The 25,128-nt window shown below is 71.4% G+C and carries 22 protein-coding genes; 11 read left to right on the forward strand and 11 right to left on the reverse strand.

Annotated features, from left to right (window positions below; all coding sequences use genetic code 11):
- Positions 1-20 precede the first annotated feature (20 nt).
- Together Pflav_RS15940 and Pflav_RS15945 are read right to left on the reverse strand one after the other, a co-directional pair.
- Positions 21-245 (reverse strand): hypothetical protein, encoded by a 225-nt coding sequence (locus Pflav_RS15940; protein ID WP_173032632.1) that lies wholly within the window; start codon positions 243-245, stop codon positions 21-23.
- Complete coding sequence (locus Pflav_RS15945) at positions 242-790, reverse strand: YceI family protein (protein ID WP_173036877.1); 549 nt, start codon at positions 788-790, stop codon at positions 242-244. Before Pflav_RS15945 ends, Pflav_RS15940 begins: the two co-directional genes overlap by 4 nt.
- A gap of 996 nt (positions 791-1,786) precedes the next feature.
- Here Pflav_RS15945 and Pflav_RS15950 point away from each other — a divergent pair.
- Positions 1,787-5,341, forward strand: coding sequence for a CHAT domain-containing protein (locus Pflav_RS15950; RefSeq protein WP_173036878.1), 3,555 nt, complete (start codon positions 1,787-1,789; stop codon positions 5,339-5,341).
- A 19-nt stretch (positions 5,342-5,360) separates the two neighbouring features.
- Here Pflav_RS15950 and Pflav_RS15955 read toward each other — a convergent pair whose 3' ends face one another.
- From Pflav_RS15955 to Pflav_RS15965, 3 genes are all read right to left on the reverse strand, one after another.
- Positions 5,361-5,864, reverse strand: a complete 504-nt coding sequence (locus Pflav_RS15955; RefSeq protein WP_173036879.1) for a hypothetical protein — start codon at positions 5,862-5,864, stop codon at positions 5,361-5,363.
- Positions 5,865-6,208: 344 nt separating this feature from the next.
- Positions 6,209-6,466, reverse strand: coding sequence for a hypothetical protein (locus tag Pflav_RS15960; protein ID WP_173036880.1), 258 nt, complete (start codon positions 6,464-6,466; stop codon positions 6,209-6,211).
- A 123-nt stretch (positions 6,467-6,589) separates the two neighbouring features.
- Positions 6,590-8,947 carry an MMPL family transporter gene (locus tag Pflav_RS15965; protein WP_173036881.1) on the reverse strand — a complete coding sequence of 786 codons (2,358 nt, stop codon included), beginning with the start codon at positions 8,945-8,947 and terminating at the stop codon, positions 6,590-6,592.
- Between the two features lie 133 nt (positions 8,948-9,080).
- On the opposite strand from Pflav_RS15965, the gene Pflav_RS15970 reads away from it, so the two are divergent.
- The 3 genes from Pflav_RS15970 to Pflav_RS15980 all read left to right on the forward strand — a co-directional run bounded on the left by Pflav_RS15970 (position 9,081) and on the right by Pflav_RS15980 (position 11,764).
- Complete coding sequence (locus tag Pflav_RS15970) at positions 9,081-10,241, forward strand: sensor histidine kinase (protein WP_173036882.1); 1,161 nt, start codon at positions 9,081-9,083, stop codon at positions 10,239-10,241.
- A 79-nt stretch (positions 10,242-10,320) separates the two neighbouring features.
- A complete protein-coding gene (locus Pflav_RS15975) occupies positions 10,321-10,995 on the forward strand; it encodes a response regulator (protein WP_173036883.1) in 675 nt (224 codons plus the stop codon).
- Positions 10,996-11,185: 190 nt separating this feature from the next.
- Positions 11,186-11,764 carry a thioredoxin family protein gene (locus Pflav_RS15980; protein WP_173036884.1) on the forward strand — a complete coding sequence of 193 codons (579 nt, stop codon included), beginning with the start codon at positions 11,186-11,188 and terminating at the stop codon, positions 11,762-11,764.
- Positions 11,765-11,938: 174 nt separating this feature from the next.
- Here the strand turns inward: Pflav_RS15980 and Pflav_RS15985 are convergent, their stop codons facing one another.
- On the reverse strand, positions 11,939-13,072 hold the full coding sequence (locus Pflav_RS15985) for a WD40/YVTN/BNR-like repeat-containing protein (protein WP_197938576.1): 1,134 nt from the start codon (positions 13,070-13,072) through the stop codon (positions 11,939-11,941).
- Positions 13,073-13,162: 90 nt separating this feature from the next.
- Here Pflav_RS15985 and Pflav_RS15990 point away from each other — a divergent pair, with 90 nt between their 5' ends.
- Entirely contained in the window at positions 13,163-14,398 is a 1,236-nt protein-coding gene (locus Pflav_RS15990) for an MFS transporter (RefSeq protein ID WP_197938577.1), read from the forward strand.
- Positions 14,399-14,792: 394 nt separating this feature from the next.
- Here Pflav_RS15990 and wrbA read toward each other — a convergent pair whose 3' ends face one another.
- Positions 14,793-15,416, reverse strand: a complete 624-nt coding sequence (wrbA, locus tag Pflav_RS15995; RefSeq protein ID WP_173036886.1) for an NAD(P)H:quinone oxidoreductase — start codon at positions 15,414-15,416, stop codon at positions 14,793-14,795.
- Positions 15,417-15,513: 97 nt separating this feature from the next.
- Here wrbA and sigJ point away from each other — a divergent pair, with 97 nt between their 5' ends.
- Positions 15,514-16,410: an RNA polymerase sigma factor SigJ gene (gene sigJ / locus Pflav_RS16000; RefSeq protein ID WP_173036887.1), complete on the forward strand. Its 897-nt coding sequence runs from the start codon at positions 15,514-15,516 to the stop codon at positions 16,408-16,410.
- Positions 16,411-16,727: 317 nt separating this feature from the next.
- Here sigJ and Pflav_RS16005 read toward each other — a convergent pair whose 3' ends face one another.
- Complete coding sequence (locus tag Pflav_RS16005; protein ID WP_232071474.1) at positions 16,728-18,041, reverse strand: MFS transporter; 1,314 nt, start codon at positions 18,039-18,041, stop codon at positions 16,728-16,730.
- An 83-nt stretch (positions 18,042-18,124) separates the two neighbouring features.
- On the opposite strand from Pflav_RS16005, the gene Pflav_RS16010 reads away from it, so the two are divergent.
- Positions 18,125-19,102 carry a GlxA family transcriptional regulator gene (locus Pflav_RS16010; RefSeq protein WP_173036889.1) on the forward strand — a complete coding sequence of 326 codons (978 nt, stop codon included), beginning with the start codon at positions 18,125-18,127 and terminating at the stop codon, positions 19,100-19,102.
- 568 nt (positions 19,103-19,670) lie between these two features.
- The gene (locus Pflav_RS16015; RefSeq protein WP_232071475.1) at positions 19,671-20,924 is read left to right on the forward strand and encodes an HNH endonuclease signature motif containing protein; all 1,254 of its coding nucleotides are present in this window, start codon (positions 19,671-19,673) and stop codon (positions 20,922-20,924) included.
- A 90-nt stretch (positions 20,925-21,014) separates the two neighbouring features.
- Here the strand turns inward: Pflav_RS16015 and Pflav_RS16020 are convergent, their stop codons facing one another.
- Entirely contained in the window at positions 21,015-21,242 is a 228-nt protein-coding gene (locus tag Pflav_RS16020) for a hypothetical protein (protein WP_173036890.1), read from the reverse strand.
- An 81-nt stretch (positions 21,243-21,323) separates the two neighbouring features.
- On the opposite strand from Pflav_RS16020, the gene Pflav_RS16025 reads away from it, so the two are divergent.
- From Pflav_RS16025 to Pflav_RS16035, 3 genes are read left to right on the forward strand one after another with little or no spacing between them, the layout of a single operon-like run.
- Positions 21,324-22,991, forward strand: a complete 1,668-nt coding sequence (locus Pflav_RS16025; RefSeq protein ID WP_173036891.1) for a sugar ABC transporter substrate-binding protein — start codon at positions 21,324-21,326, stop codon at positions 22,989-22,991.
- Positions 22,992-23,020: 29 nt separating this feature from the next.
- Entirely contained in the window at positions 23,021-23,269 is a 249-nt protein-coding gene (locus tag Pflav_RS16030) for a type II toxin-antitoxin system Phd/YefM family antitoxin (protein WP_232072686.1), read from the forward strand.
- Positions 23,254-23,655 carry a PIN domain-containing protein gene (locus Pflav_RS16035; RefSeq protein WP_173036893.1) on the forward strand — a complete coding sequence of 134 codons (402 nt, stop codon included), beginning with the start codon at positions 23,254-23,256 and terminating at the stop codon, positions 23,653-23,655. The genes Pflav_RS16030 and Pflav_RS16035 overlap by 16 nt, the downstream gene beginning before the upstream one ends.
- Before the next feature lie 6 nt (positions 23,656-23,661).
- Here Pflav_RS16035 and Pflav_RS16040 read toward each other — a convergent pair whose 3' ends face one another.
- Together Pflav_RS16040 and Pflav_RS16045 are read right to left on the reverse strand one after the other, a co-directional pair.
- A complete protein-coding gene (locus Pflav_RS16040) occupies positions 23,662-24,108 on the reverse strand; it encodes a universal stress protein (protein WP_232071476.1) in 447 nt (148 codons plus the stop codon).
- 21 nt (positions 24,109-24,129) lie between these two features.
- A complete protein-coding gene (locus Pflav_RS16045; protein WP_173042452.1) occupies positions 24,130-25,128 on the reverse strand; it encodes a zinc-binding alcohol dehydrogenase family protein in 999 nt (332 codons plus the stop codon).

Consider the following 25,128-nt stretch of genomic DNA (forward strand, 5'->3'; position numbering starts at 1 on the left):
ACAGTTGGAGTTTCCGCATCTCAGACCGCGTCGCACGGGCCGCCGCCGTCGCACGGGCCGCCGCCGTCGCACGGGCCGCCGCCGTCGCACGGGCCGCCGCCGTCGCACGGGCCGCCGCCGTCGCACGGGCCGCCGCCGTCGCACGGGCCGCCGCCGTCGCACGGGCCGCCGCCGTCGCACGGGCCGCCGCCGTCGCACGGGCCGCCGCCGTCGCACGGGCCGTCTGCCGGCTCGGGCTGTATCAAGCTCCTAGTTGGACCTCGATCTCCACTTCGACGTCGTCGCGGACCTTGAGGGCGCCGAGGAAGGCCGAGTACGGCTTGATCCCGTACTTCGACTGGGTCACCACCGTCGTGGCCCGGTACCGGTCGGGCGACACCGCACGCACGTCGACGTCGATGGCGGCGGCGATCCCGCGCACGGTAAGCGTTCCGCTGATGGTCGCGCGGTCATCGCCGGCGACGACGCGGGTGGACTCGAAGGTCGCCGTCGGGTGCCGATCGACGTCCAGCGTCCGCCGGGCGTTGTTGACGATCTCGCCCCGGTCGTTGTCCGTCAGCGGCCGGGCACCACCGCTACCCGCCCGAACGACCAACGATCCCAACGTGATCCGAGCCGTCGCCGTGGCATCCGCCGGCCCGGACTCGGGAACGTCCACCCGCACCGACCAGTCGGTCACCTCGATGGTGAGGTCGTGGCCGACGGTCGAACCGACACCCTTACGGCCGGTGCGCAGCAGCATGCGCCCGTTGTCCGGGCCGAACCGAAACCCGCCGGTCCTGATCGTCACCCCGCCCAGCGTAGGCGCAATCACCACCGCCTGTATCGCGGAAGGACATCCTCACATGGACTGATCGGCGCGCTCAGGCAGCCGGCGTGAAGTGTCGGGTACAGGTCAACGACGTAGCGGAGTCCGAGCGCGATCGTCCAATGTAGCGGTACCTCGTTTCCGCAACGCCCGGCCGCCGCCTGCGCCCGGCTTGAACTCCGGCCTGGATTGAAGGGTCCGGAGACCCCGGGACGGCAACCTGCTCGGCATCCATGCCCGCGCGACCTACCCAGTCGCCCAATGCCCCAGAGGTATCTCACTGTGCCGGATCCGAATGTGGTGGCGTCGCTGAACAGGCGATTCGAGGCGTTTGATGCCGGGGATCCAGGCCCAGTCACAGATCGGGCGGCGCTCGGCGAGCTGATCGATCTTTTACGCGCGGTCGGTGCCGTCACGTCCGGCATTCCGTTTCCGGCAATGAGGACTGCCGGTTCGCTGCACTGGTGCCGGGCGAAGGGGCTGAAGGCCGACGCCACCGACGAGGAGTTTCGTTACGCGGCGGCGCTGCTCATCCGTGCCAAGGACGAGCTCGCGGATCAGCAGCAGGACTTCAACTACCTGGCGCTACTAGCCACGCTCTACCTCGCGCAGGTCGTCACCGCGGACGCGGACGACGACCTGGCCCGGGCCGTCGCCTTCCTGGCCGACGTGGCAGGCGCCGTACCGTCAGAGCACCCAATGCGGCCGGCGTTGCTCCACAACCTCGCATACGCCTACGGCCGACGTTTCAAGGACACTGGCAGCACCGCCGACCTGGACGAAGCGGTGCGTGCGGCACGCTCGGGCTTGGAGCTGCTGTCGCCCGGCGAGCCGGGCTGGGCCGTGACTCGGGACCACCTGCGGGCGTTGCTTCAGGCTCGGCTCCAGTTCGCGCCGCGCCACGGCGATCTGGAGGAGCTTCTACGCCTGCGGTCCGACGAGCCGCTTGCTCGGCCGGCCGGGGATTCGCTCGCCGCGGTGGTGGCCGCGCTCAGTCGGCGGATCACGGCATTTGACGCCGGTGACCGTGAGGCGGTGCTACAACCGGCCGTCATGCAGGAACTGACCGAACTGATGCTCGGGGTGCTTCTAGATCACGACGGCGTCCCACCGGCGCATGTGGCGCGCGTGGTCGGTGACGTCCATTGGCGGCGACACCTCGCGCTTCCGCCGGGCGCCGAGGCCCAGGAAGAACTCGCCCACGCCGTCCAGATGCTCGCCGACGCTGCCGAGGAGGATCCGGCCTCGGTGCCGGAGCCGGTCCTGCGGATCCTGGCCCTGCCTGACGTGACGGCCGACGACGTTGGCCGCAAGGCGCGTCTGGCCGTCGCGCTGGCGGCGCGGGCTGAGTACACCGATGACGAGACGCTCACTATGGCCATTGACCTGATGGAGGCCTGCGCGGTGGCAGCGCCGGTCGGCTACGCCGATCGTGCGGCGCTGCTGGTCGCCTTGTGCTTCGCCTTGCGCCTGCGCTTCCTGCGGACCGGTGCCGAGGAGGACCTGGCTGCGGCCGTCCGTGTCGGCACCGACGCCGTCGAGTCCAGCCGATCGGCTCCGGCGGCCCGTCGTGGCGCACAGGCCAACCTCGGTCAGGCTCGGCTCGCCGCGTTCGAGCACCGCGGCGATCCCGCCGATTTGGATGGGGCGATCGAGCTGCTGCGCGCGGCCGTCAACGGGTCGACTGATGCGGACCCGTCAATGCTGCCGGCTCGGGCCAACCTCGGCACCGCCCTGCTTGCCTGCTTCCAGCATCGAAGCGACGCGGGAGCCTTGGAGGAAGCGATCGCCCTGCTTCGGACCGTCGTCGATGAGACCGAGGCGGATGACCCGCGACTCGCGATACGCCTTTCGAATCTCGCCAACAGCCTCCGGTCGCACTTCGAGCAGTGGGGCGATCAGCAGATTCTGCTCGAGGCCGCCCGGATGGGCCAGCGTGCGATAGAGGTCGCGGCTAGTCAGCCAGAGCGGGCGGCGTACCAGTCAAGCCTGGGCCAGAGCCTGCGGCTGCTGTTCGAGGAGACCGGCCAGGACGGGTACCTCGACGAGGCGGTGACGGTTAGCCGTGACGCGGTGGCGAACACGGTCGAATCCCACGTCGATCTCGGCCGCCGGCGGTCCAATCTCGGCATCCTGCTGCTCACCCGGCTGCGGCGCACTGGGCGGCGGATCGACTTGGACGAGGCGGTCGCCGCGATGCGCAGCGCCATGCAGGGCCGCCCCACCACCAATCCAGATCATGCGCTGACACTTTCGAACCTCGGGATCGCGCTCCTCACGCAGTTTCACTACACGGGGCGGCGGGCCGATCTGGTTGAGGCGACCGCGCACACGCGGACCGCGGTGCAGGTCACCCCGAGCGACCACCCAGATCGGCTGATGCTCCTGTCGAACCTGGGCAGTGTGTTGCAGAGCCGGTTCGAGTACGACGGTATCCGCGACGACCTGGCGGAAACGGTGCGGCTCCTCGAACGGGCCGTCACGCAGTTGCCGCCGGAGAGCCGGCTGCGGGCCACTGTGGCGTCGAACCTCAGTGTCGTGCTGGCCGGGCAACTGGGGACGGCGAAGGAGCCCGACGCCGACACGGCCGTTGCCGCGGTCCGCTTCGCGCGCGACGCCGTCGCCGCCCGGCCGGAGGAGAGCCCCTCGCGCGCGATCGCCCTCGGCAACCTTGTTGGCGTGTTGGTGGCGCAGGCCCAGGCGCGGCCGGCCGAGACCGACGAGGCCGAACTGGAGGAGGCAGTCTCGGCCGGCCGCGAGGCGCTTTCATTGCTCGCCGGCGACCATCCAGCGATCGCGGTGGTGCAGGCGAACCTGGCCACCGCGCTACGGACGCGCTTCGAGCGGCACCGCAGCGATGAGGATCTGCAGGAAGCGCTCTCGCTATGGACACGCGCGGCTCGTCTCGAAGCCGCCACACCGCTGCACCGGCTGACCGCGGCTCGCGAAGCGGCCGAGACGAGAGCCCGCTGGCTGGGGCCGAGCCAGGCAGTCGACGCCTACGCCGAGGCCGTCGCGCTACTGCCTCGGCTCGCCTTCCGCGGCGTCGCCATGCTCGATCAGCAGCAGATGCTGCGTACCCACGCAGCGACGCTGGCCCGCGACGCCGCCGCCTGCGCGATCGCCGCCGGGCGGAACGAACTCGCCGTCGAACTGCTCGAACAAGGCCGCGCCCTGTACTGGTCACAACTGCTCGACCTGCGCACCGACCTCACCGCCATCCAGGCGCGGGCCGGCGCGCTAGCCGACGCGCTGGCCGATTGCCTCGCCGTGCTCGAACAACCCGGGCCGCCCGGCGAAGATCTCCACGCGGCAGACGCCCGGATGGCTGCCGCACAACGCTTCGACGACCTTGTCGACCAGGTTCGCGCCCTGCCACCGACCGACGACCTGCCGCACCCAGAGGCGTTTCTGCGGCCCTTGTCGTACCGGCACATCGCCGCCGAGCTCCCGCCCGGCCAGGTCGCGGTCATCAACATCAGCCAGTGGCGTTGCGACGCGCTACTCGTCAGCCCCGAGGGCATCACCGTAGTGCCGCTCGGCGGCATCACCGACGAAGCGATCACCGACGTGGCTGGCCGATACCTAGGGGCCCTGCGCAGCTTTGAACGGCGCAGCGACCCAGCCGCCCGGCCGGCCATGGAGCAATCGATCAGCGACACCCTGTCCTGGCTGTGGGATCACATCTGTTCACCCGTCCTCGCCGCAGCCGGGCACGTAGCAGCGCCGCAGGCGTCCTGGCCCCGGCTTTGGTGGTGCCCCACTGGCGCGCTCGCCCTGCTCCCCCTGCATGCGTCCGGGCACCCCACCGCCGACCACCAATCAGTCTACGACAGGGTCGTCTCGTCCTACGTCCCTACGCTGCGCGCCTTCGGTCCCTCCGCCGCACGAGCCGCCTCGAAAGAACCGAAGATCCTCGTAGTCGCGGTGCCGGAGGTCGCCGGCGGGGCGCAACCGCCCGGGAGCGGGCTGCTGAGCCCCGCTGAGGACATCGCCACGATCCGCCGGTACTTCCGGCCGGAGGCACGGACCATCCTCGACGGCGAGCAGGCTACTCGCACGGCGGTGCTCGAACAGCTTGACCGACACCGCTGGCTGCACGCGAGCTGCCACGGCACGCAGGATCTCGCCGACCCAGCCAAGGGCGGCCTCGTCCCGTACGACGTCATGACGAGCGGCCTGATAAGTACGATCGACCTGACCGGCCCTCGGCAGACCGGTGGCGAGCTGGCATTCCTTTCCGCGTGTAAAACCGCGACGGTCGGCGTCACCCAACCTGACGAGGCCATCACCGTGGCGGCGGCGCTGCAGTACACCGGATGGCGCCACACCGTCGGGACGCTCTGGTCGGTATGGGACATGCCGTCGGCCGCGATCGCCAAGACCTTCTACGCCGCCCTGTTCGCCCACAGCGAGGTCTCGGCCGACCGCTCGGCATACGCCCTGCACGACGCCGTCCGCGAGCTACGCGACAGCGAAACCTACGCAGCTCGGCCGAGCACTTGGGCCCCGTACGTCCACTTCGGATGGTGATTCGAATCGAACCCGAAGGTCAAGCGGCGTAGAGGACATTCGCAACGGCAACTGCGAGAAACGCTACGGCCAGCAGTTCAAGAAAGGCACCAACCAGCAGCAGCGTGACCTTGATACGGTTGGCGGCCCGCGCAGCCGCCAACACGCGGACCTTGGACTCCGCCACGCGCAACTCACCGATAACCGCGGGCGCCGCCCAATACTCCCTGTCGACCAGCTGCGCGAGCCCTTCGGGCGTGGGCTCCTTGTACCGCAACGGCAGATTCGTCGCCAACCCGAACAGCGCAGCCAGCACGAACGTGACGAGCGCGAGTAGCAGCGTCACCCGGGCGACACCCGGCAACCGAGCGTCACCGACCGACCGGAGCCCCGCCGACAATGCGAAAAGCACGGTGACCAGCACACCGGAGGTCGTGATCACGGACACGCCGCGCGCCTCCAGCGACGCCTTGCGGCTTCGTTCCTCCGCCAGCTGATCGGAAATCAGCCCGGCGTACGCCGAACCGGCGCCGCCCTCAGCCAACGCTCAGCGCTCCCGAGCATCGGGCGGACCACCCGCCACACCCCGATCGTCACCCACCCCCGCCAAGGGGTCTGGAGCTGGAAAAACGAAACCCTTCATCACATCGTCGACCTCGATCGGACCAGGGTCGGCGACGCTACCGGCCTCGCTATCCTCATGCGTGCTTCCGGCCAGGGCATCATCAGACTTCCCTCCGGTCGCTGCATCCTCGGACACACGGCCTCCTCCAGGTGCGCTACCGGAAGTCCGACCGAATGGTACAGCGTCCTACGGACGCACCGTCCACACGACTAGGCCATGCGGCACTGTGTGCGCTGAGCGGTAGACCTGCTGGTCAGGACTCATTATTCGGGAATGGGGCGCTTGAGGTAGTAGCGGTGGACCTCCGTGGTGCCTTCGAGGTTGTTGACGTCCTCCTCGGTCGACACCAGCTCCCAGCCGCGGGCGCCGGCCCGGTTGAGGTGGGAGATCGCGGTGTCGCCCAGCGCGGACACGTCCTGCCGTGTGCCGTCCGGCGAGTACCAGGTATACGACAGGCGCCAATCCGAAGCGCCCGAAGCCTCACGACGGCGAACCAGAAGGGCGTACTCCCACCTCAGCATCCGTCCATTATGGCCTCCCCGCTCCAGCCCCGCATCGGCAGGGCTTTCGCTACATGGCTTTGCGGTCGGTCGCGGGGTGCGTCTCTCGGGGCCGTGCTACTCCTCGCCGCTACGCCCCCACGCTCACCACCGCTGCTGTGGGCCTGCTCCCCGCGGTCCCGGCCTTGCCGCCTCCCGCCCGCGATCGTCCTCCTCGCCGCTGCCGAGGCCGGGCCCGGCGGGAGTCGGGCGGTCGTCCTGCACGGGCGTCGGGCGTTCGATGGCCAGGCGCGGCAGGACGCGGGCGATCGGGCGTGGCAGCCACCAGGCGCGGGCGCCGAGTAGGTGCATCACGGCGGGCAGGACGAGGCAGCGGATCACGACGGCGTCGAGGAGGACCGCCACGGCCAAGCCGAGGCCGAACTGCTGGAGCATCCGGTCCGGGCTCAGCAGGAACGCGCCGAACACCACCACCATGATGGCCGCGGCCGCGGTGACCACGCGGCCGGTCGTGGCCAGGCCCTCTCGGATGGCGGCCGGGGCATCGTGGCGGCGCTCCCACTCCTCGTGCATGCGGGAGAGCAGGAAGACCTCGTAGTCCATCGAAAGGCCGAACACGATCGCGAAGATCATGACGGGCACGTAGGCCTCGATCGGGCCGGGCTGGGCGCCGAGCAGGCCGTGCTGGAAGACCAGCGTAATCACGCCCATCGAGGCACCGACGCTGAGCAGGTTGAGCACAGCGGCCTTTACCGGGATCAGCAGCGAGCGGAACACCGCCATCAGCAGCAGCGCGGAGAGACCGACCACCACCGCGACGAAGAGCGGGAGGCGGCCGGCGACCGCGTCGGCGAAGTCTTCGGCCGCCGCCACGCTGCCGCCCACGAGGAACGTCGCGCCTGTCTCCCGCGAGAGCGGCGGCAGCACGTCGTCGCGCAGCCGCTGCACGAGGTCGTGGGTCTGCGCGTCCTGCGGCTTTGACGCCGGGAACACGATGATCGTCGCGACGTCGCCGGTGGGTGGGGGCGCGACCGTCGCGGCCACGCCGGGTACGCCGTCGAGGGCCTGTGCGGCCGACGTCGACGCTGAGGTGTTGCCCTCGACGATCACGACAAGCGGGCCGTTGAAGCCTGGACCGAAGCCCTCGGCCAGCAGGTCGTATGCCTGGCGGCTTGTCGTCGACGGCGCGTCGTTGCCGGCGTCGGCGAAACCGAGGCGGATCCCCAGTGCCGGCGCCGTGATGGCGAGCAGCGCCGCCACCGACACGAGTGCGGCTGTCCAGGGGCGGCGCTGCACCCCGGCCGCCCACCGTCGCCAGCGCTCTCCCTCCGGCCGGCGGGCCCGGCCGGCGCGGCGCCGCACGCCGCGCTCGATACGGCGGCCGAAGATCGCGAGCAGTGCGGGCAGCAGCGTCAACGAAGCGACCATGGTGACCAGCACGGTGACCGCGACGGCGACCGCCACACCCTGGAGCGAGCCGAGGCCGAGCGCCACGAGCCCCATCAGCGCGATGATGACAGTGCAGCCGGCGAAAAAGACCGTGCGCCCGGCCGTGTCCAGGGCAACGCGTGCGGCGGCGGCCCGATGCGCGCCCTGCCCGCCCGCGTGGCTCGCCTCGACCGGCGAGCCCACGCCTCGCTCGGCGGCGTGGCCCTCGGCGCCACTGTCTCGCTCGATCGGTGCGCTACCGCCCAGCCCGGCGATCAGCTCGGCGCGGTAGCGGGAGAAGATGAGCAGCGCGTAGTCGATGCCGACGCCCAGGCCGACGAGGATCATCAGCGGCGGGGTGAACTCGGCGATGGTCGCCAGGTGCGAGGCGAGCACGACCAACCCGATCGAGCTGCCGACCGCAAATACCGCGATGACGATCGGCAGGCTCGCCGCCAGCAGCGACCCGAACAACAGCACGAGGATCACCAGCGCGGCGAGCAGGCCGATCCCCTCCGCGGCGCCGCCCTCGCTCACCTCGGCCCCGCGCACCGCGTCGCCGCCCAGCTCGACCCGCAGCGCACCGCCCTCGGCCGCCTGTGCGGTGTCAATGATCGCGCGGACGTCGTCAGGCGGCACGTCCTGCGCCTGGCCGTCGAGCGTGACCGTCGCGTACGCGATGGTGCCGTCCGTCGACACGGCACCCGGCCCGGCATAGGGGCTCTGGACGTCGGCGACGTGCGGCATTGCCCGCACCCGATCGAGCATTGTCTCGACCCGCTCGCGCGTGCCCGCCGCGGTCACGCCGCCGGGGTCCTGCACCACGATCTGGACCGTGTCACCGGCACGGACGGGTGCGCGCTCGCGCAGCGTGTCGATCGCCCGCTGCGACTCGGTGCCGGGCAGCGAGAAGTCGTTGTGGTAATCGCTACCGATCGCCTGCGAGCCGACTGTGAGCGCGGCGAGGGTCAGCACCCACAGGGCGAGGGCCCACCAGCGGTGGCGCTGGGACCAGCCGGCGAGGCGGGCCAGGCGGGACGTGCGCGTGGGGCGGGACGGGGTGGAAACGGGCATGCGGCCACGCTAGGAACGGCGAGCGCTCCGCCACATCACGCCGCGGGGCGAACCACTCGTACCCCCGTGGGGGTACAGGGCGTGCCTCCGCGGGGCGATCCGCTGCGGCGCCTCGCTGACCTACTCTCAGAACGTGATCCGCCGCAGTACAGCCCTCGACGCGGGTCTCGCCGTGCTCGCGTTCGCGCTGACGCTGGGCGTGCTCGCGGCTGACGGGCTCGGCACGCCGGACGCGAGGGTGCACCACCTTGATGGCTTCGGTGTGCTCCTGGCCGCGGCGACCGCGCTGCCGCTCGTGGTGCGGTGGCGGGCCCCGATGGTGGTGTGCCTGGTGACGTTCGCGGCGAGTGCCGTGCTGTACCGGTTCGGCTACCCGCTCGACCTGCCGCTCGGGCCGGGCATCGCGATCTACACGCTCGGCGCGGCTTACGGTGGGGATCCGCGACCGTGGCCCCGCCGGCTGGCGCTACAGGTGGCGCTCGGGTTCGCGCCGCTGCTGGGGTTGGCCTACCTGCTGCGCGGTGAGGACGTCGGGGCGATCCTCGCGCCCGAGCTGTTGGGCGTCGCGCTTGTCGCCGCGACGCTTTACCTGGCCGGTGACCGTGCCCGGATGCGCCGCGAGCGGATGGCGGACCTGGAAGAGCAGGCCCACCGCGCCGGGCGGGAGGCCGAGCGGGAGCGGCGGCTGGCGGTGGCCGAGGAGCGCACCCGCATCGCCCGCGAGCTGCACGACTCGGCCGGCCACGCGATCAACGTCATCCTGGTCCAGGCCGGCGCCGCCCGCCTGTTGCACGGCCGGGACCCCGACGGCTCGCGCCGCGCGATCACCGCGATCGAGGACGTGGCGCGCGGCACGATCGGCGAGATCGACCGGCTGGTGCGGGCGCTCCGCGACGACGAGCCGGTCCCACCCGCGCCCGCCGATCCCTCCGCGCTGGCCGAGCTCGTGGAGCGGCACCGCGCTGGCGGCCTGGCGGTCGCCGCCGTGATCCCGCCGCCGGGCCGGGCGCTTCCGCACGGGGTGGCCTGGGCGGCATACCGGATCCTCCAGGAGGCGCTGACCAACGCCGCGCGCCACGGGCGTGGCAGTGCGGACGTGGCGGTGCGGTTCGCGGCGGACGCCGTGGAGATCACCGTCACCAACCCGACCGCGACCGCGGCCTCCGCCGGCGGCGGGCACGGGATCGTGGGCATGCGCGAGCGGGCCACCCTGCTCGGCGGAACGCTGGACGCGGTGGCCGAGCACGGCGTCTTCCGGCTGCACGCACACCTGCCACACGGCCAGCCCGCATGACCGCGCGCCAGCACGGGCAGCAGGTGTCGGAGACGGCCGCAGTGTCGGCTGGGCGCGCACGCCGGGAGCGGCGAAGGCGATGGGCGGGGGGCGCGCGTTGATTCGGGTGCTGGTCGTGGATGACGACGACCTCATGCGGGCCGGGCTGCGGGCGGTTCTCTCCAGCGACGAGTCGATCGACGTCGTCGGTGAGGCGGCGGATGGGCGGGCGGCGGTCGACGGGGCCCGGCGGCTCTCCCCCGACGTCGTGCTGATGGATGTGCGCATGCCGCGCCTCGACGGCATCGCCGCCACGCGGGAGCTTGTCGGCGCGGCGCCGGGTACGCGGATCCTGATGCTGACGACGTTCGAGGACGACGACTACGTGTTCGGGGCGTTGAGTGCGGGTGCGTCCGGATTCCTGCTCAAGCGCACCCGGCCCGAGCAGCTCATCGAGGCGATCCACACGATCGCGGGTGGCGAGTCGCTGCTGTCGCCGTCGGTAACCCGGACGGTTATCGACCGCATGGCGCGCCAGCCGCAGCCGGACCCGGCGGCCGGCCGGCGGCTGCGTGACCTGACGCCGCGCGAGCGCGACGTGTTGGAGCTTGTCGCGCGCGGACTGTCCAATGCGGAGATCGCCCGATCGCTGATCGTCGAGGAGTCGACGGTGAAGACCCATGTGAAGCGGATCCTGGCCAAGCTCGACCTGCGCGATCGCGTGCAGGCGGTCATCCTGGCCTACGAGACCGGCCTCGTCCGCCCAGGCGCGTAACGGCCGCCACTAGCCGGGCCGGCAACCGCCGGGCTGTGGGACAAGGCAAGGCCAGACACCAACAGCCGCGCGAACCCGCGGACAGCGGCCCACCCCGGGGCGCGCGGCCGACCGGCGAAACCGGGCGTGCGACGGGCAGGGCTGTGGGACCAGGCAGAGCCAGACCTCGGCGGCGGATAGGCTGTGGGGCATGGCCGTTTCGTCCTTCCTCGTGCCGCTGGGCACGCCCGCGCCGGACTTCTCGCTGCCTTCGGTGGCCGGGCCCGAGGTGAAGCTCGCCGACGTGTCCGCACCGGCGCTGCTCGTCGTCTTCCTCAGCAACCACTGCCCGTACGTCCGGCACGTCGAGTCGGGGCTCGGCGCGTTCGCCGCGGAGTACGCCGACAAGGGGCTCACCACGATCGGCATCAGCAGCAACGACGTGGCCAACTACCCGGACGACGACGTGCCGGGGCTGGCCCAGCAGGCGGAGCGGGCCGGCTTCACGTTCCCGTACCTGCTGGATGGCTCGCAGGACGTGGCCAAGGCCTACAACGCCGCCTGTACCCCCGATTTCTTCCTCTACGACGCGCAGCGTCGGCTGGTCTACCGGGGCGCGTTCGACGAGGCCCGGCCGAAGAACGACCTGCCGGTGACCGGTGACCTGCTGCGCGCCGCCGCCGACGCCGCCCTGCGCGGCGAGGCCGTGCCCGAGCCGCACGTGCCGAGCCTCGGCTGCGGCATCAAGTGGCGCCCGGGCAACGAGCCGCCGCCGGTCAGCTTCCTGTAAGGAACGCGCGGGCCGCCAAGGGGCTGGGCGCGCACAGGACACAAGGAGCACGCCGCCCAGCCAGCCAAGAAGCTGGGCGCGCACAGGACACGAGGAGCGCGGGCCGCCCAGCCAGCCAAAGGGCTGGGCGGCGAAGGAACACGGCGAAGCCAAGAAGTTAAAGCTACGAACGGATCAGCCGAGCCAGCCGGCCCTGCTCCCCCGACGCCCAGCAGGTGCCGTCGGGGCGCAGTCGACCGCGTCGAAGCTGCCGGTATCGAAGCGGGTCCACGTGCGGCCGCCGTCCCGGGATACGTCGCTGCCGGTCGGGCCGACGGCGAGTGCGGTGTTCCAGCGCCACGGCACCCAGGCCGCGCCTGAGCGGTACTCGCCGGGCACCGACCGCGCCACGTGCCAGGTGCGTCCGCCGTCGTGGGTGGTGGCGGCGCCGTCCGGCGCGGTGGTCGGGGCCGCGAAGTCGCCGCCGACCGCGATGCCGTGCCGCGGGTCGCGGAACGCGAGTGAGTAGATGCCCGCCGACGCTCCACTAGGGACCGGCGAGTCGCTGACCTTCCAGCTGCGGCCGTAGTCGGACGAGGCGAAAACCCGCGCCGTCTCGCCACCGCCCGTCGCGAACCAGGCCCACGGACCCGGTCCAGCTGTGACCAGGCAGGTACCGCTCGCCGCGAATGCGAACTCGCCAGCCAGCGCGTCCGGCATGCGGTCCGGCGGGAGTACCTTCCAGGAGCGGCCACCGTCCATCGTGGACGCTATCCGGAACCTGCCGTCGACCGGGTCGGAGAGGGCCAGCCCGCGGCGGTGGTCGAAGAACGCGATGCAGTCGTAGAACGCGCGCGGGTCGTCGTTGCGGAACGTCTCGGTCCAGGTGCGGCCGCCGTCGCTCGTGGCGTACACCCTGGATGCCTCGCCCTCGCCGATCGGGAGCGCGACCGCGCGGTCGGCGCTGAACGCCTCGATGTCGCGGAACTGAAGGTCTGCGGTGTCCGGCGGGCCGACCTGCCGCCAGGTGCGCCCGCCGTCGACGGTGCGCAGCACCGTGCCGGCCGAGCCGCTGGCCCAGGCAACCTTGGCGCTGACCACGTCGAGGCCGCGGAGGCGAGCGGTCGAGCCCGAGTCGGCAAGCCGCCAGGAGAGGCGACTGCCCCCAAGGGCGTCAGGGCCAGAGGAAGCAAGCCGCCAGGAGGGGTGACCGCCACCCAGTGCGTCAGAGCCCGAGCCGGCGGGCCGCCAGGAGGAGCTGTCGGCAAAAGCCGGGGCAGCGGTGACGGCGAGAAGAATCGCGGGGATCGCAGCGAAGATCGCTCTCATACACGCAAAACATACCGTACGCACGTCAATGTGAGGATGTTAACGCCCATCGATACTTACGAACACGGGCAGTTAATGATCCAATACGCCATGGTCTCCGGGTCCCTGTGGCGAGATCGCGACTTCACGCTGTTCTGGCTTGTACAGACGCTGTCAGTCGCGGGCGACTCGTTCTCCTATGTGGCGATTCCGCTCCTCGTGCTGCGCGGCACCGGCTCGGTCTCGCACATGGGGCTGCTCACCGGTCTCGCCGGCGTGGCGACGATCCTCACCGGCGTCTTCGCCGGCGCGCTCGCCGACCGCATCGACCGGCGGGTGCTGCTGATCGTCTGCGACGTGTTCCGCGCCGCCCTGTACGCCCTCATCCCGATCGTGTGGCTCTTTTCGCCGCAAATCTGGCTGCTGTACGCGATCGTCCCGCTCGGCGCCGCCTTCGCGATGATCTTCCGGGTGACGTACGTGGCCGCGCTGCCCAACCTCGTCAACCCCGAGCGGATCACCGAGGCGAACGCCCGCCTCTCCGCCACCTACGCCGCCGCGGCCGTTGGCGGCCCGGTGCTCGCCGGCATCCTCTCCGCCCTGTATGGACCGACCGCCGCGATCGCGGTGGACGCTGTCACGTTCACCGTGTCCGCGATCGGGCTCTGCTTCGTGCGGCTGCGGGTACGCCAACCGGCCGGCGAGCCCCGGCGTCCGGACGGCCTGTCGTGGCGGGACCTCGTCGTGGGCGTGCGCTTCCTGTGGCGGCACCCGGTGCTGCGGGCGCTGACCATGCTGCTGTGGTTCCTGACGTTCCTGACGCTGGGGCTTACCGACATCATCGTGTTCTACGTGGGACACGAGCTGCGGCAGTCCGACACCACAGTCGGGTACGTGCTCGCCACCGCCGCGGCCGGCACGATCGTCGCGGCGTTCGTGGTGGCGCCCGCGCGGCGCTCGTGGGGCTTCGGCGCCTGCTGGATCGGGTCGTACGCGCTCTGCGGCGTCGCCATCGCCGGCATCGGCATGACCCGTAGCGTGCCGGTGATCGCGCTCCTCGCCACGACCTTCGTGTTCGGCATCGGCGTGGCCGGCATCTGCTCGATGTCGCTGCGCCAGGAGGTGACGCCGGACCACCTGCTGGGGCGGGTCACGTCGTCGTTCTGGACGGTCCACTCAGCCCTCGGCCCGGTGGGCGCGGCGGTGCTGACCGCGTCCGCGGCCAACTACGGCGTACCGGCCACGACGCTCTTCGCCGGCGTAGCCTGCCTGCTGGTCGCGGTGGTCGGCACGCTCACACCGATCCGGCAGGCGCGGCCCGAGCGACTCGCGGTCGAGGCGCCCTGACGCCTAGTTTTTTCTTGAATATTTGCCCCGGTCCGCGCCAGTCGCACACCGTATGCTCCCGCGGGCACCGCGCAGGCCGGCGGCTCGCTGGCGCTCCCCGAGATCCCCGGCCTGTGCTGCCAGGTCCGCGGTCCAAGCCCAAACCCCCAGGGGACGCATCGACCTCGGACCGCTGCCGGGCCTTGGAGCGCGGACCCGGCAGTGAAGGTCGCGGTCGGCCGACCGCGACCTGGGGGCTGAGCTTGGCCAACCGCGGAGGGTGAGGCCGCGGGAGCGACGGTCCGGACCACGACGAGCATCGCGGTAGCTCAATGTCCTTGGTTTTGGATCTTTATCCGCGACATCACGCCGAGACCGCCCTGACTCGACCGCCGCGGTGATCGTGTCCGGGCGCTCAGCGGTCCGCGGACCTGGCTGCGCGGCCGGCCTTCAGTGCGGCCGTGGTGTCCACCACGCGGCGGGCCTGGAAGCGGGCCGCCTCCAGGGCCACGTCGTCGGGCGGGCCGCCGCCGGAGACGTGCGAGGTGCCGTACGGGTTGCCGGACCGGAACTGCACCGGATCGGTGTAGCCGGGCGGGACGATGATGCCGCCCCAGTGGTAGAAGACGTTTCCCAGTCCGAGGAGCGTGGACTCCTGGCCGCCGTGGGCGGTATTGCTGGCGGTGAAGGCCGAGTACACCTTGTCGGCGAGCTTGCCCTCCCGCCACAGCGGCCCGGTCGCGTCGATGAACGCCTTGATCTGCGTGGACGGGGTGCCAAAGCGGGTCGGCGTGCCGAAGAGCACCGCGTCCGCCCAGGCCAGGTCGTCGAGGCCGGCCTCGGTCACGTCGGCGGCGTCCCGCAGGTGCTGTACCCAGGCGGGGTTGGTCTCGATCGCCGCCGGGGGCGCCGTCTCGGCGACCCGGCGCAGCCGCACGTTGGCGCCGGCCTTCTCCGCACCCTCGGCGGCGGCCCTGGCCAGCGTGTGCAGGGTGCCGGTGGCGCTGTAGTAGATGATCGCTACGTTCACAGGTTCCATGCCCGGTCCGACGACGCGAACCCTCGTAGTGTGAGGCCCAGGCGTCCACCTCACACTCCGGCGCGCTGTGTCGTCAGCCTTAGAGGAGGTGGAGACCATGGAGGACGACGGCCTGAGCGCGATCATGAGCGAGCGGCGCCGGCTGATCAATCTGGCGTACCGGCTCCTCGGCTCGCTGGCCGACGCCGAGGACGTCGTGCAGGAGACGTACGCCCGCTGGTACGCGATGCCCCGCGCACGGCAGGAGGAAATCGAGTCACCCGGTGCCTGGCTGACCACGGTGGCCAGCCGCATCTGCCTCGACATGCTCGGCTCGGCCCGCGTCCGGCGCGAGCGCTACGTCGGCGAGTGGATCCCGGAGCCGGTGCCGGACAGCGCGGAGTGGACCACCGGTCGGCCGGCCGTCGACCCCGCCGACCGGGTCACCCTCGACGAGTCGATCAGCATGGCCTTCCTCGTGGTGCTCGACTCGATGACCCCGGCCGAGCGCGTCGCGTTCGTGCTGCACGACGTCTTCCGCTACCCGTTTGCCGAGGTGGGCGAGATCGTCGGCCGTACCCCGGCCGCGTGCCGCCAGCTCGCCACGTCGGCCCGCCGCCGCATCCGCGCGTCGCGGGCTCCCGCGACGCCGCACGGCCGGCGCGCCGCCCTGGTCCGCGACTTCAAGCGGGCCTGGGAGGCCAAGGACATCGAAGCCCTCGTCGGCCTCCTCGACCCGAACGTCACCGCGACCGGCGACGGCGGCGGCTTGGCCAGCGCCGAGCTACACCCGGTCGAGGGCGGCGAGCGGGTCGCGCGCTTCTTCGCCGGCCTCGCCGGCGGGGCGGCCGGCATCGTCCTCCTGGAGCGTACGGTCAACGGCCAGCCCGGCCTGGTGGCCCAGCTCGACGGGGTCACCGAGGCGGTCATCGCGTTCGAGGTGGCCGGCGACCGGATCACGCACATCTGGGGCGTGCGCAACCCGGACAAGCTCCGCCCCTGGAGGGCTGACTAGAGCTTTGGAGTTGGGATGGCCTCGGCGTCTCGTCGCGGATAAAGATCCAAACCCAGGGAAATCGAGCTACCGCGATGCCCGCCGTGGTCCAGACCGTCGCTCCCGCGGCCTCACCCTCCGCGGTTGGGCAAATCCCGGGTCGGGGTTGGGGTTGGGCTTGGACCGCGGACCTGGCAGCGCGGGTCGGGGATCTCGGCGAGCGCCAGCGAGCCGCCGACCTGCGCGGTGCCCGCGGGAGCATACGGTCCGCAGGTGACGCGGACCGGGGCAAGAACCGATCTTAAGCAATTGAATGTGACCCCGACCCTGAAAGATCTCTAGTCCTCGGCGGGGCGCAGGCGCCAGCCCACCGGGACCTTCGGCTTCGGCGGCTCGATCGTCATCGGGACCACCTTGCCGGTGCGGCGCAGCAGCAGCGACAGCACGGCCGCGCCGATCGAGAGGCCGCCGGCCACGTACCAGGCGAGCGCGTACGTGCCGAGCTGGTCGCGGATCAGGCCGGCCGAGGTGGCCGCCACCGCCGCGCCGATCTGGTGGGAGGCGAAGACCCAGCCGAAGACGACCGCGCCGCTGGCACCGAAGTACTCCCGGCACAGCGCGACCGTCGGCGGCACCGTGGCCACCCAGTCCAGGCCGTAGAAGATGATGAACACGAGCATGCTCGGGCCGGCGCTCTCGGCGAAGAGGCTGGGCAGCACGAGCAGCGAGCCGCCGCGCAGCGCGTAGTAGGCACCGAGCAGCACCCGGCTGTCCACCCGGTCGGTGAGCCAGCCCGACGCGATCGTACCGGCGATGTCGAAGAGCCCGACCAGCGCGAGCAGGCTGGCCGCGGTCGTCTCGGTCATGCCGTGGTCGTGCGCCGCCGGGATGAAGTGGGTGCCGACAAGGCCGTTCGTGGTGGCACCGCAGATCGCGAAGCCGCCGGCCAGCAGCCAGAACGCCCGGGTCCGCGCGGCCGCCCGCAGCGCGCCGAGGGCCCGCGCGGCCGCCCCGCCGGTGACCGGGGCCGGCTCCGGGTCCTCGTCCGGCGCGGCACCGTAGGCCGTCACGCCCAGGTCCGCGGGCCGGTCGCGCAGCCGCCACAGCACGAGGGGTACGACGGCGAGCGCGGACCCGGCCACGATCAGCGAGGCGGTGCGCCACCCGTTGGCCTCGATGACCGTGGCGAGCAGTGGCAGGAAGACGAGCTGCCCGGCCGCGCCGCCCGCGGTGAGCACGCCGGTGACCAGGCCGCGCCGCTTCACGAACCACCGCCCGGTGACCGTGGCCACGAACGCGAGCGCCATCGAGCCCGTACCAAGGCCGACCAGCACCCCCCAGCAGAGGATGAGCTGCCAGCTCGCGTTCATGAAGACGGTGAGGCCGCTGCCGGTCGCGACAAGCACGAGCGCGCCGCTCACCACCCGCCGGATGCCGAACTTCTCCATCAGCGCGGCCGCGAAGGGGGCGGTGAGCCCGTACAGGATCAGGTTGATGGAGACCGCGGCGGAGATCGTGGCGATCGGCCACCGGAACTCCTCGTGCAGCGGGTGCAGCATCACGGCCGGTGTGGCGCGGAAGCCGGCGGCGCCGACCAGCGCGACGAACGCGACGGCGGCGACGAGCCAGGCAGGGTGCAGGCGACGGGTCACCGTCCGAGTGTCGATCAAGGTGTACGTGAGAGCGAGTGGCCCGCGAGCCATCATGCGCAATAATCGGGCCATATACTCGCGCCATGGTGCTCGCCCCGGACGCACATCGCGTCGCCGTGCTCGCCCTCGACCACGTCGTCGGCCTCGACCTCGGCACCCCCGCCCAGGTGCTCGGCGCCGCCCGCGACGCCACCGGCGCCCGGCGGTACGCGATCGACACGTGTACGCCCACCGGCGGCCCGGTGCGCTCCGCCGCCCGCTTCCAGGTGCTGCCCGACCACGGGCTGGAGCTCACCGAGACGGCCGACACGGTGGTGGTGCCGGGGATACACGGCGGCCCGCCGCTGACCGAGGGCACCGTCGATCCCGCGGTGGGCGAGGCGCTGCGGGCCGCGCACGGCCGGGGCGCCCGCATCGTGTCGATCTGCACGGGTTCCTTCGTGCTCGCCGCCGCCGGACTCCTCGACGACCGCCCAGCGGCCACGCACTGGGCACACTCCGACGCGTTCCGCACGCTGTACCCGAAGGTCAAGCTCGACCCCGACGTGCTCTTCATCGACGACGGCGAGATCCTTACGTCGGCCGGCGTGGCCGCGGGCATCGACCTGTGCCTGCACATCATCCGCCGCGACCACGGCACCGAGGTGGCCAACCACGCCGCCCGCCGCTGCGTGGTGCCGCCGTGGCGGGAGGGCGGCCAGGCGCAGTACACCGAGCACCCGGTGCCGGAGATCGGCGCCACCGGCACCGCACCCACCCGCGAGTGGGCACTAGCTCGCCTGGACGAGCCGCTCACGCTGCGCGAGATGGCCGGGCACGCGCGGATGAGCGTGCGCACGTTCACCCGCCGCTTCCGCGAGGAGACCGGCGCCAGCCCCGCCCGCTGGCTGCTCCAGCAGCGCGTCGACCGCGCCCGGCTGCTGCTGGAGACCACCGACATCGGCGTCGACCAGGTCGCCCGCAGGTCCGGCTTCGGCACGGCCGCCGCGCTCCGCCAGCAGTTCCAGCTCTCGATCGGCGTCCCCCCGACGACATACCGCCGCACTTTCCGCGGCGCCTAGGGCCTGTTTCAAAAGGATTGTCGAGGCGAGCCGGGATCCAGGCGGCGATCCGGCAAGTCGGGCGCAAGGTCGCATACCGGTGTTGTATGCGGCCTTACGCCCGACGCCGCCGGTCGTCGTCTGGGCCCGGCGCAGCCCGGCAAGGATTTTGAAACAGGCCCTAGCCGCCTCACGGAGTCGCGGGTCATTCTCCGCGTACGTCTATCCACCTTGGACATTTAGGGCTACCGCGATGTCCGCCGCGGTCCGGACCTGACGCCACTCAGCCTGAGGCCACGCGGAGGTGCCAGGTCAGGGCAGTTCGTTGGGCGTCCATGGGCCGGCATGGCGCGAACGCGCCGGGAGGCAGGTAGCCCGACGCCGCGTCACCTGCTGCGCCCGCAGGTGCAGTGACGTCCTCCACGCCATGCTCCGCACCCAAAATCTCATACCAACCAAACCGGCCGACCAACCCGCCCTCACACCTTGACAAAACCCATAGAAACAACCAAGAAAATTGCAAATTCAAATATCCCTAGATCGACGAACATAACTGGTGGTCTTGGAGTTGATGCGAGACAATTAACGAGTGTCCAGCGAGGCGTTAGAGCAGCTGCGCGAGGTAGCCAGTAAATGCGCTACCGCGTCGGTCTGGACGCTGAGTGATGACGATCTTGTCGATTCCCTGGACGCCATCCACCAAGCGTTGCAAACGCTTACCGCAGCCCAGTTGCATGTGATCCGGGAAATCGACGGTCGCGGCCTGCCGATCGCGCAGCACGCGTCCAGCACGGCGGTGTGGTTGCGGGAGCGTCACCGGATCAGCATCCACGCCGCGAAACGGCTGGCCGACCTCGCGAGAGCGGTTGACGAGCGGCCCGCTCTCGACACCGCCCTGATCGCGGGTGCGGTCAACGCCGAGCAGGCCACGGTCATCGCCACTGCGGTCCGGGACCTTCCCGCCGACCTCGGCCCTGATCTGGTTGATGAGGCCGAGGCGGTGCTGATCGGTCAGGCCGAGCAGTTCGAGCCCACCATCCTGCGCAAGGCCGGCGAGCGGATCCTGACCCACGTGGCACCGGAGATCGCCGACGCCCGTGATGCTGCTGCGTTGCAGCGGCAGGAAGCCCGCGCCTGGCAGACTCGCGCGTTCCAGCTCACGCGCCTCGGCGACGGCCGTGTCCGGGTCACCGGCTGGCTGGACGAGGCCGGCGCGGCGACCGTCAACGCCGCCCTCGACCCGCTGTGCGCGCCCCGCCACGACGACGAACCACGTACCCCTGGCCAGCGGCGGGCGGATGCGTTGGTCGAGGTGTGCGACCTGGCCACCCGCACCGAGCAACTGCCGGACAACGGTGGGCAGCGGCCGCACGTGATGGTCACCGTTCCGTTCGAACTGCTCGAGCAGCAGTTCGGCGTCGGCGTGTTGGACACTGGTGGGCGGCTCAGCCCCACCCAGGTCCGCCAGATGGCCTGCGACGCGCAGATCATTCCGGCGGTGCTCGGCGGCGACGGGCAGGTCCTGGACCTAGGCCGGACGCGGCGGCTGATCAGCGGGTCGCTGCGGCGGGCGCTGGAGCTGCGTGACCGGGGATGCGCCTTCCCGGGCTGTGACCGGCCGCCGCGCTGGTGCGACGGGCACCACATCCAATCATGGGCCGACGGCGGAGCTACCAGCCTGGACAACAGCGTGCTGTTGTGCGGCTACCACCACCGGATCATCCATCGTGGACAGTGGATAGTCCGGCTTTGTGTCGAGGACGGCAGGCCGGAGTTCATCCCACCCGCCTACGTTGACCCACGGCAGCGACCCCGTCGAAACCCTTACCACCACCGGACGTGACTGCCACGGTCTAGTACTCCAGGCACTTCATGATCTTTGGCTCGTAGGGTCACTGGTTGGCCAGTTCGTCGAGGAGTTCGGCACTGGAGATCAGGGGTGCAAGGAGGTCTTGGACAATTGTCGACGAATGTCGATGGGCATGTTCGGCCAGGCAAGGGGACTGTTGAAGGTAGCGACGGATTCTCTCGACCCAGTGGGGGTGCCGGTCAGCCTGTCGCTATTCGTCCCATCGCTGTTCGGTTCGGCGTCGGCGAGCAGGTCGATGAGTCGGTGTTCGATGGCGGCGAGGGGTAGCTGCCATTGGGTCACGGGTGTCATTGTTCCTCCACGGCCCACCGCGCGTTCCAGTTCGCCCGACCCGCGGGGCCTTGTCGCTGGACGATCTCTAGAGTCCTTAGCGTGCTGGCGGCGGACTGGGGTGACGTACCCACCTGGCTCTCTTCGGTGGGGACGGTCTTCGCGCTGATCTTCGCGGCGCTTGCCGCGCTGGCCGCGCAGCGGGTGTACCGCATCGAGTCGGAACGGGACCGGGTGGCGGCCGACGCGCGGCGTGAGCAGGTGGCGTTCGCGCGGCGGACGCAGGCGGCGCTCGTGTCGGCGTGGTGGGGGCGCGGCGCGGACGGGTGGGGCGCCTTCGTGCGCAACGCCTCCGAGACGCCGGTCTACCAGGTCGGTCTTACCGTGCTGGACATCCACGACCCCAACGTCGGCGACCGCATCGACCTGCCGATCGTGCCGCCCTCGGCCCAACCGGTCTTCCAGCCCAGCGGGCTGACCGCCAGTCCGGGCGGGGACTACCGGGTCGAGGTGACGTTCACCGACTCGGCCGGCGTGCGGTGGATCCGCGACCAGCTCGGCCGCCTCTCCGAGCTCCGGCCGGAGGTGCTGATCTGGGCGGATGAGCGGCGGGCCAACGCGCTGCGGGCGTTCGCCGCGGACTTCCTCGCCGCCCACGGGGTACGGCTGCGTTTCCACACCGAGCAGATCGAGCGGCTCCAGGAGCGCCTGGTCAGCGGCGTCGACGGCGACGAGGTGCCGGACGTGGTGGTCGGCCCGCACGACTGGGTCGGCGACCTGGCCGAGCGCGGGCTGATCGAGCCGCTCGCGCTGTCGCAGCGGCGGCGGGAGGCGTTCCTGCCCTCGGCGGTGGAGGCGATGACCTGGAGGGGCGAGCTGTACGGCGTGCCGTACGCCCTCGACACCGCCGTGCTGCTGCGCAACACCGACCTGGCGCCCGAGCAGCCGGCGACGTTCGAGGACCTGCTCGCGTCGGGCGAGGCGCTGCGCGCGGCCGGGCGGGCTGACGAGGCGCTTGTCGTACAGGTGGGCGCGGGCGGCGATCCGTACTACATGTACCCGCTGCTGCTCGCCGCCGGCGGCTGGCTCTTCGGCCGGGGCGCGGACGGCCGGCCCGACGCGCGGCGGCTGGGCGCGACTGCGGCGGAGACGGTGGCCGGGTTCGAGCGCATCCGCGGGCTTGGGGCGCGGGGCTCCGGTGTACTCCGGCTGGAGATCGACAAGGAGCGGGCCACGGCGCTCTTCGAGGCGGGGCGCGCGCCTTACCTGATCTGTGCCTCGCGCGTGGTCAGCGACGCCCGCCGGGCCGGGCTGCCGTTCGCGGTGGGGCCGGTGCCGCCGTTCGCGGGCAACGAGCCGGTGCGGCCGTTCGTGTCGGTGCACGGGTTCTTCCTGACCCGCCGGGGGCGCAACAAGACGATCGCGCAGGACCTCGCCGCCCACTACCTGACCCGCACCGATGTGGCCCTGTCGCTGTACGACATCCAGCCCCGCCCACCGGCGCTGCGCAGCGCCCTGGACGAGGTGGTCGCGCGGGACCCGACGATGGCCGCCTTCTACGCCGAGTGCCGCGCCGGCGACCTGATGCCGTCGCTGCCGGAGATGCGGCAGGTGTGGAGCGCGCTCGGCAAGGCCGAGGTCGAGCTCGTCACGGGCGCCGCCACCGACCCGGTCGTACGCCGCCTGGCCCAATCCCTGCGCGAGGCCCTACCCGCCGCCGAACTCCCCGCACCCCGCCACCCACCCGAAAGCATTCCCCGAAAAATCTGATTATCAGATAGCATGGTCACGTGCGCATCATGACCGCCACCGAGGCGTCCCGGCGGTTCTCTGACCTGCTCGACGCGATCGAGCGGGGCGAGACCATCACGATCACCCGTGGCAATCACCCAGTCGCGGAGATCCGGCCAGCCCGCCGCCGCACCGGCGCGGACCTGCGCGCGGCCTTGGCTGACATACCCCCGCCCGATGATCGCTTCGCCGACGACATCGCCGATGCGCTGGGCCTGCTGACGACGGAGGGCAACGACCCGTGGGCCGCCGACTGATCCTGGACACCAACGTACTCATCGCGTATGAGCGCGGCACGATCGATCGTTCGGCACTCGACAACGACGAGATCGCCGTGGCCGCGGTGACTGTCGCTGAATATCGGGTCGGTATCGAGCTGGCTGGCACAGCCAAGCGCGCGGCGGACCGCGCCCGTGCGCTCGCGGCGATCATGTCCGTTGTGGACGTCCTTGACTACACCGAGCTGACGGCGGTCCAACACGCCCGTCTGATCGCCCACGTCCGGTCGACCGGGCTGCCGCGCGGCGCACATGACTTGATCATCGCGGCGCACGCCATAGAGTCAGGGCGGGCAGTCGTGAGCCTCGATGCCAAGGCCCGTTTCGACAGCCTTCCTGGGGTCTCGGTCGCCGAGGTGGCGTAGTGCCGGCTACGGCACGACGGTGACGGGCCATTTGCCGGTCTTAACCAGGCGGATGGCGAGCGAGCCGGCGAAGCGGTGACCGGCGCGCATCGACGCGCCCACGATCACGCCGTCGGCGTTGACCTCGTCGGCGAGGCGCACGATCTCGGTGTACGGGTCGCCGTAGACCTCGTGGAACGTCGCCTTGATCCCGGTCCACTCGCCGCCCTCGACGACCTGGCGGCGCAGGTCCTCGGCGAGTTCGTGGTCGGCCTGCCTCGCCACGGCCGCGGCGCCCGGTGCCAGGCCGACGAATGCGCTGGGGCGGGCGACGTACACGACCACGAGGCGGGAGCGCTGGCGGCGGGCCAGGCCGGCGGCGTACGCACCGGCGCGCAGCGATGTGATGGTGCCGTCGATGCCCACGAGGAGGACCTTGGGACCATCGGTCCCGAGCTCGAACTCGTGCGTCACGCGCCTAAGTATGGGGGTCGATCACGGGAGCAGCACGGCCGCACCGTTCACCCTGTCGCCGGCCAGGTCGGCGAGGGCGGTGTCGGCGGCGGTCAGCGGGTACGGCGTGACGGTGACGCGCAGCCGGTGGTTGGCGGCGAAGGTCAGGAAGTCCCGCCCGTCCTCACGGGTGTTGGCGGTGACGCTGCGCAGCTCGCGCTCCTGGAAGAGGTGCTTCTCGTAGTTGAGCGACGGGATGTCGGTCAGGGTCACGCCGGCGACCGCGAGGGTGCCGCCGCGGTCGAGGGCGGCGAGCGCGACGGGTACGAGGGTGCCGACCGGGGCGAAGAGGATCGCGGCGTCGAGCGGCTCGGGCGGCGGGTCGTAGGCGCCACCGGCCGAGGCGGCGCCCAGGTCGAGGGCGAGCTCGCGGGCGGCCGCCGCGCGGGTGAGCACGTGCACCCGCGCGCCCTGGGCGATCGCGACCTGGATGGCGAGGTGGGCGGAGGCGCCGAAGCCGTACACCCCGAGGCGGCCGCCGGGTGGCAGGTCGGCGCGGCGCAGCGCCCGGAAGCCGATGATGCCGGCGCAGAGCAGCGGCGCGACCTCGACGTCGGAGTACCGGTCGGGCAAGCGGTATACGTATGCGGCCGGCGCGACCGTGTACTCCGCGTACCCGCCGTCCGCGTCCCAGCCGGTGTAGCGGGACTCGGGGCAGAGGTTTTCGGCGCCGCGCATGCAGTACGGGCAGGTGCCGTCGGTGTGCCGCAGCCAGGCCACGCCGACCCGCTCCCCCAAGCTGAAGCCCTCGACGCCGGCGCCGAGCGCGACGACCTCGCCGACGATCTCGTGGCCGGGGATCACGTTGGGGCGGTGCACGGGCAGGTCGCCCTCTGCCACGTGCAGATCCGTGCGGCAGACGCCACACGCCCGTACCCGTAAAAGCAACTCGCCCGCCGCCGGCTCCGGACGGGGCCGGACCACCGCGCGCAGCGGGTTTGTGTCGATCGGACCCGGCTTCGGCACCTCCCAGGCCAGCAT

It is taken from the genome of Phytohabitans flavus, from assembly GCF_011764545.1.
In the GTDB taxonomy this organism is placed as follows: domain Bacteria; phylum Actinomycetota; class Actinomycetes; order Mycobacteriales; family Micromonosporaceae; genus Phytohabitans; species Phytohabitans flavus.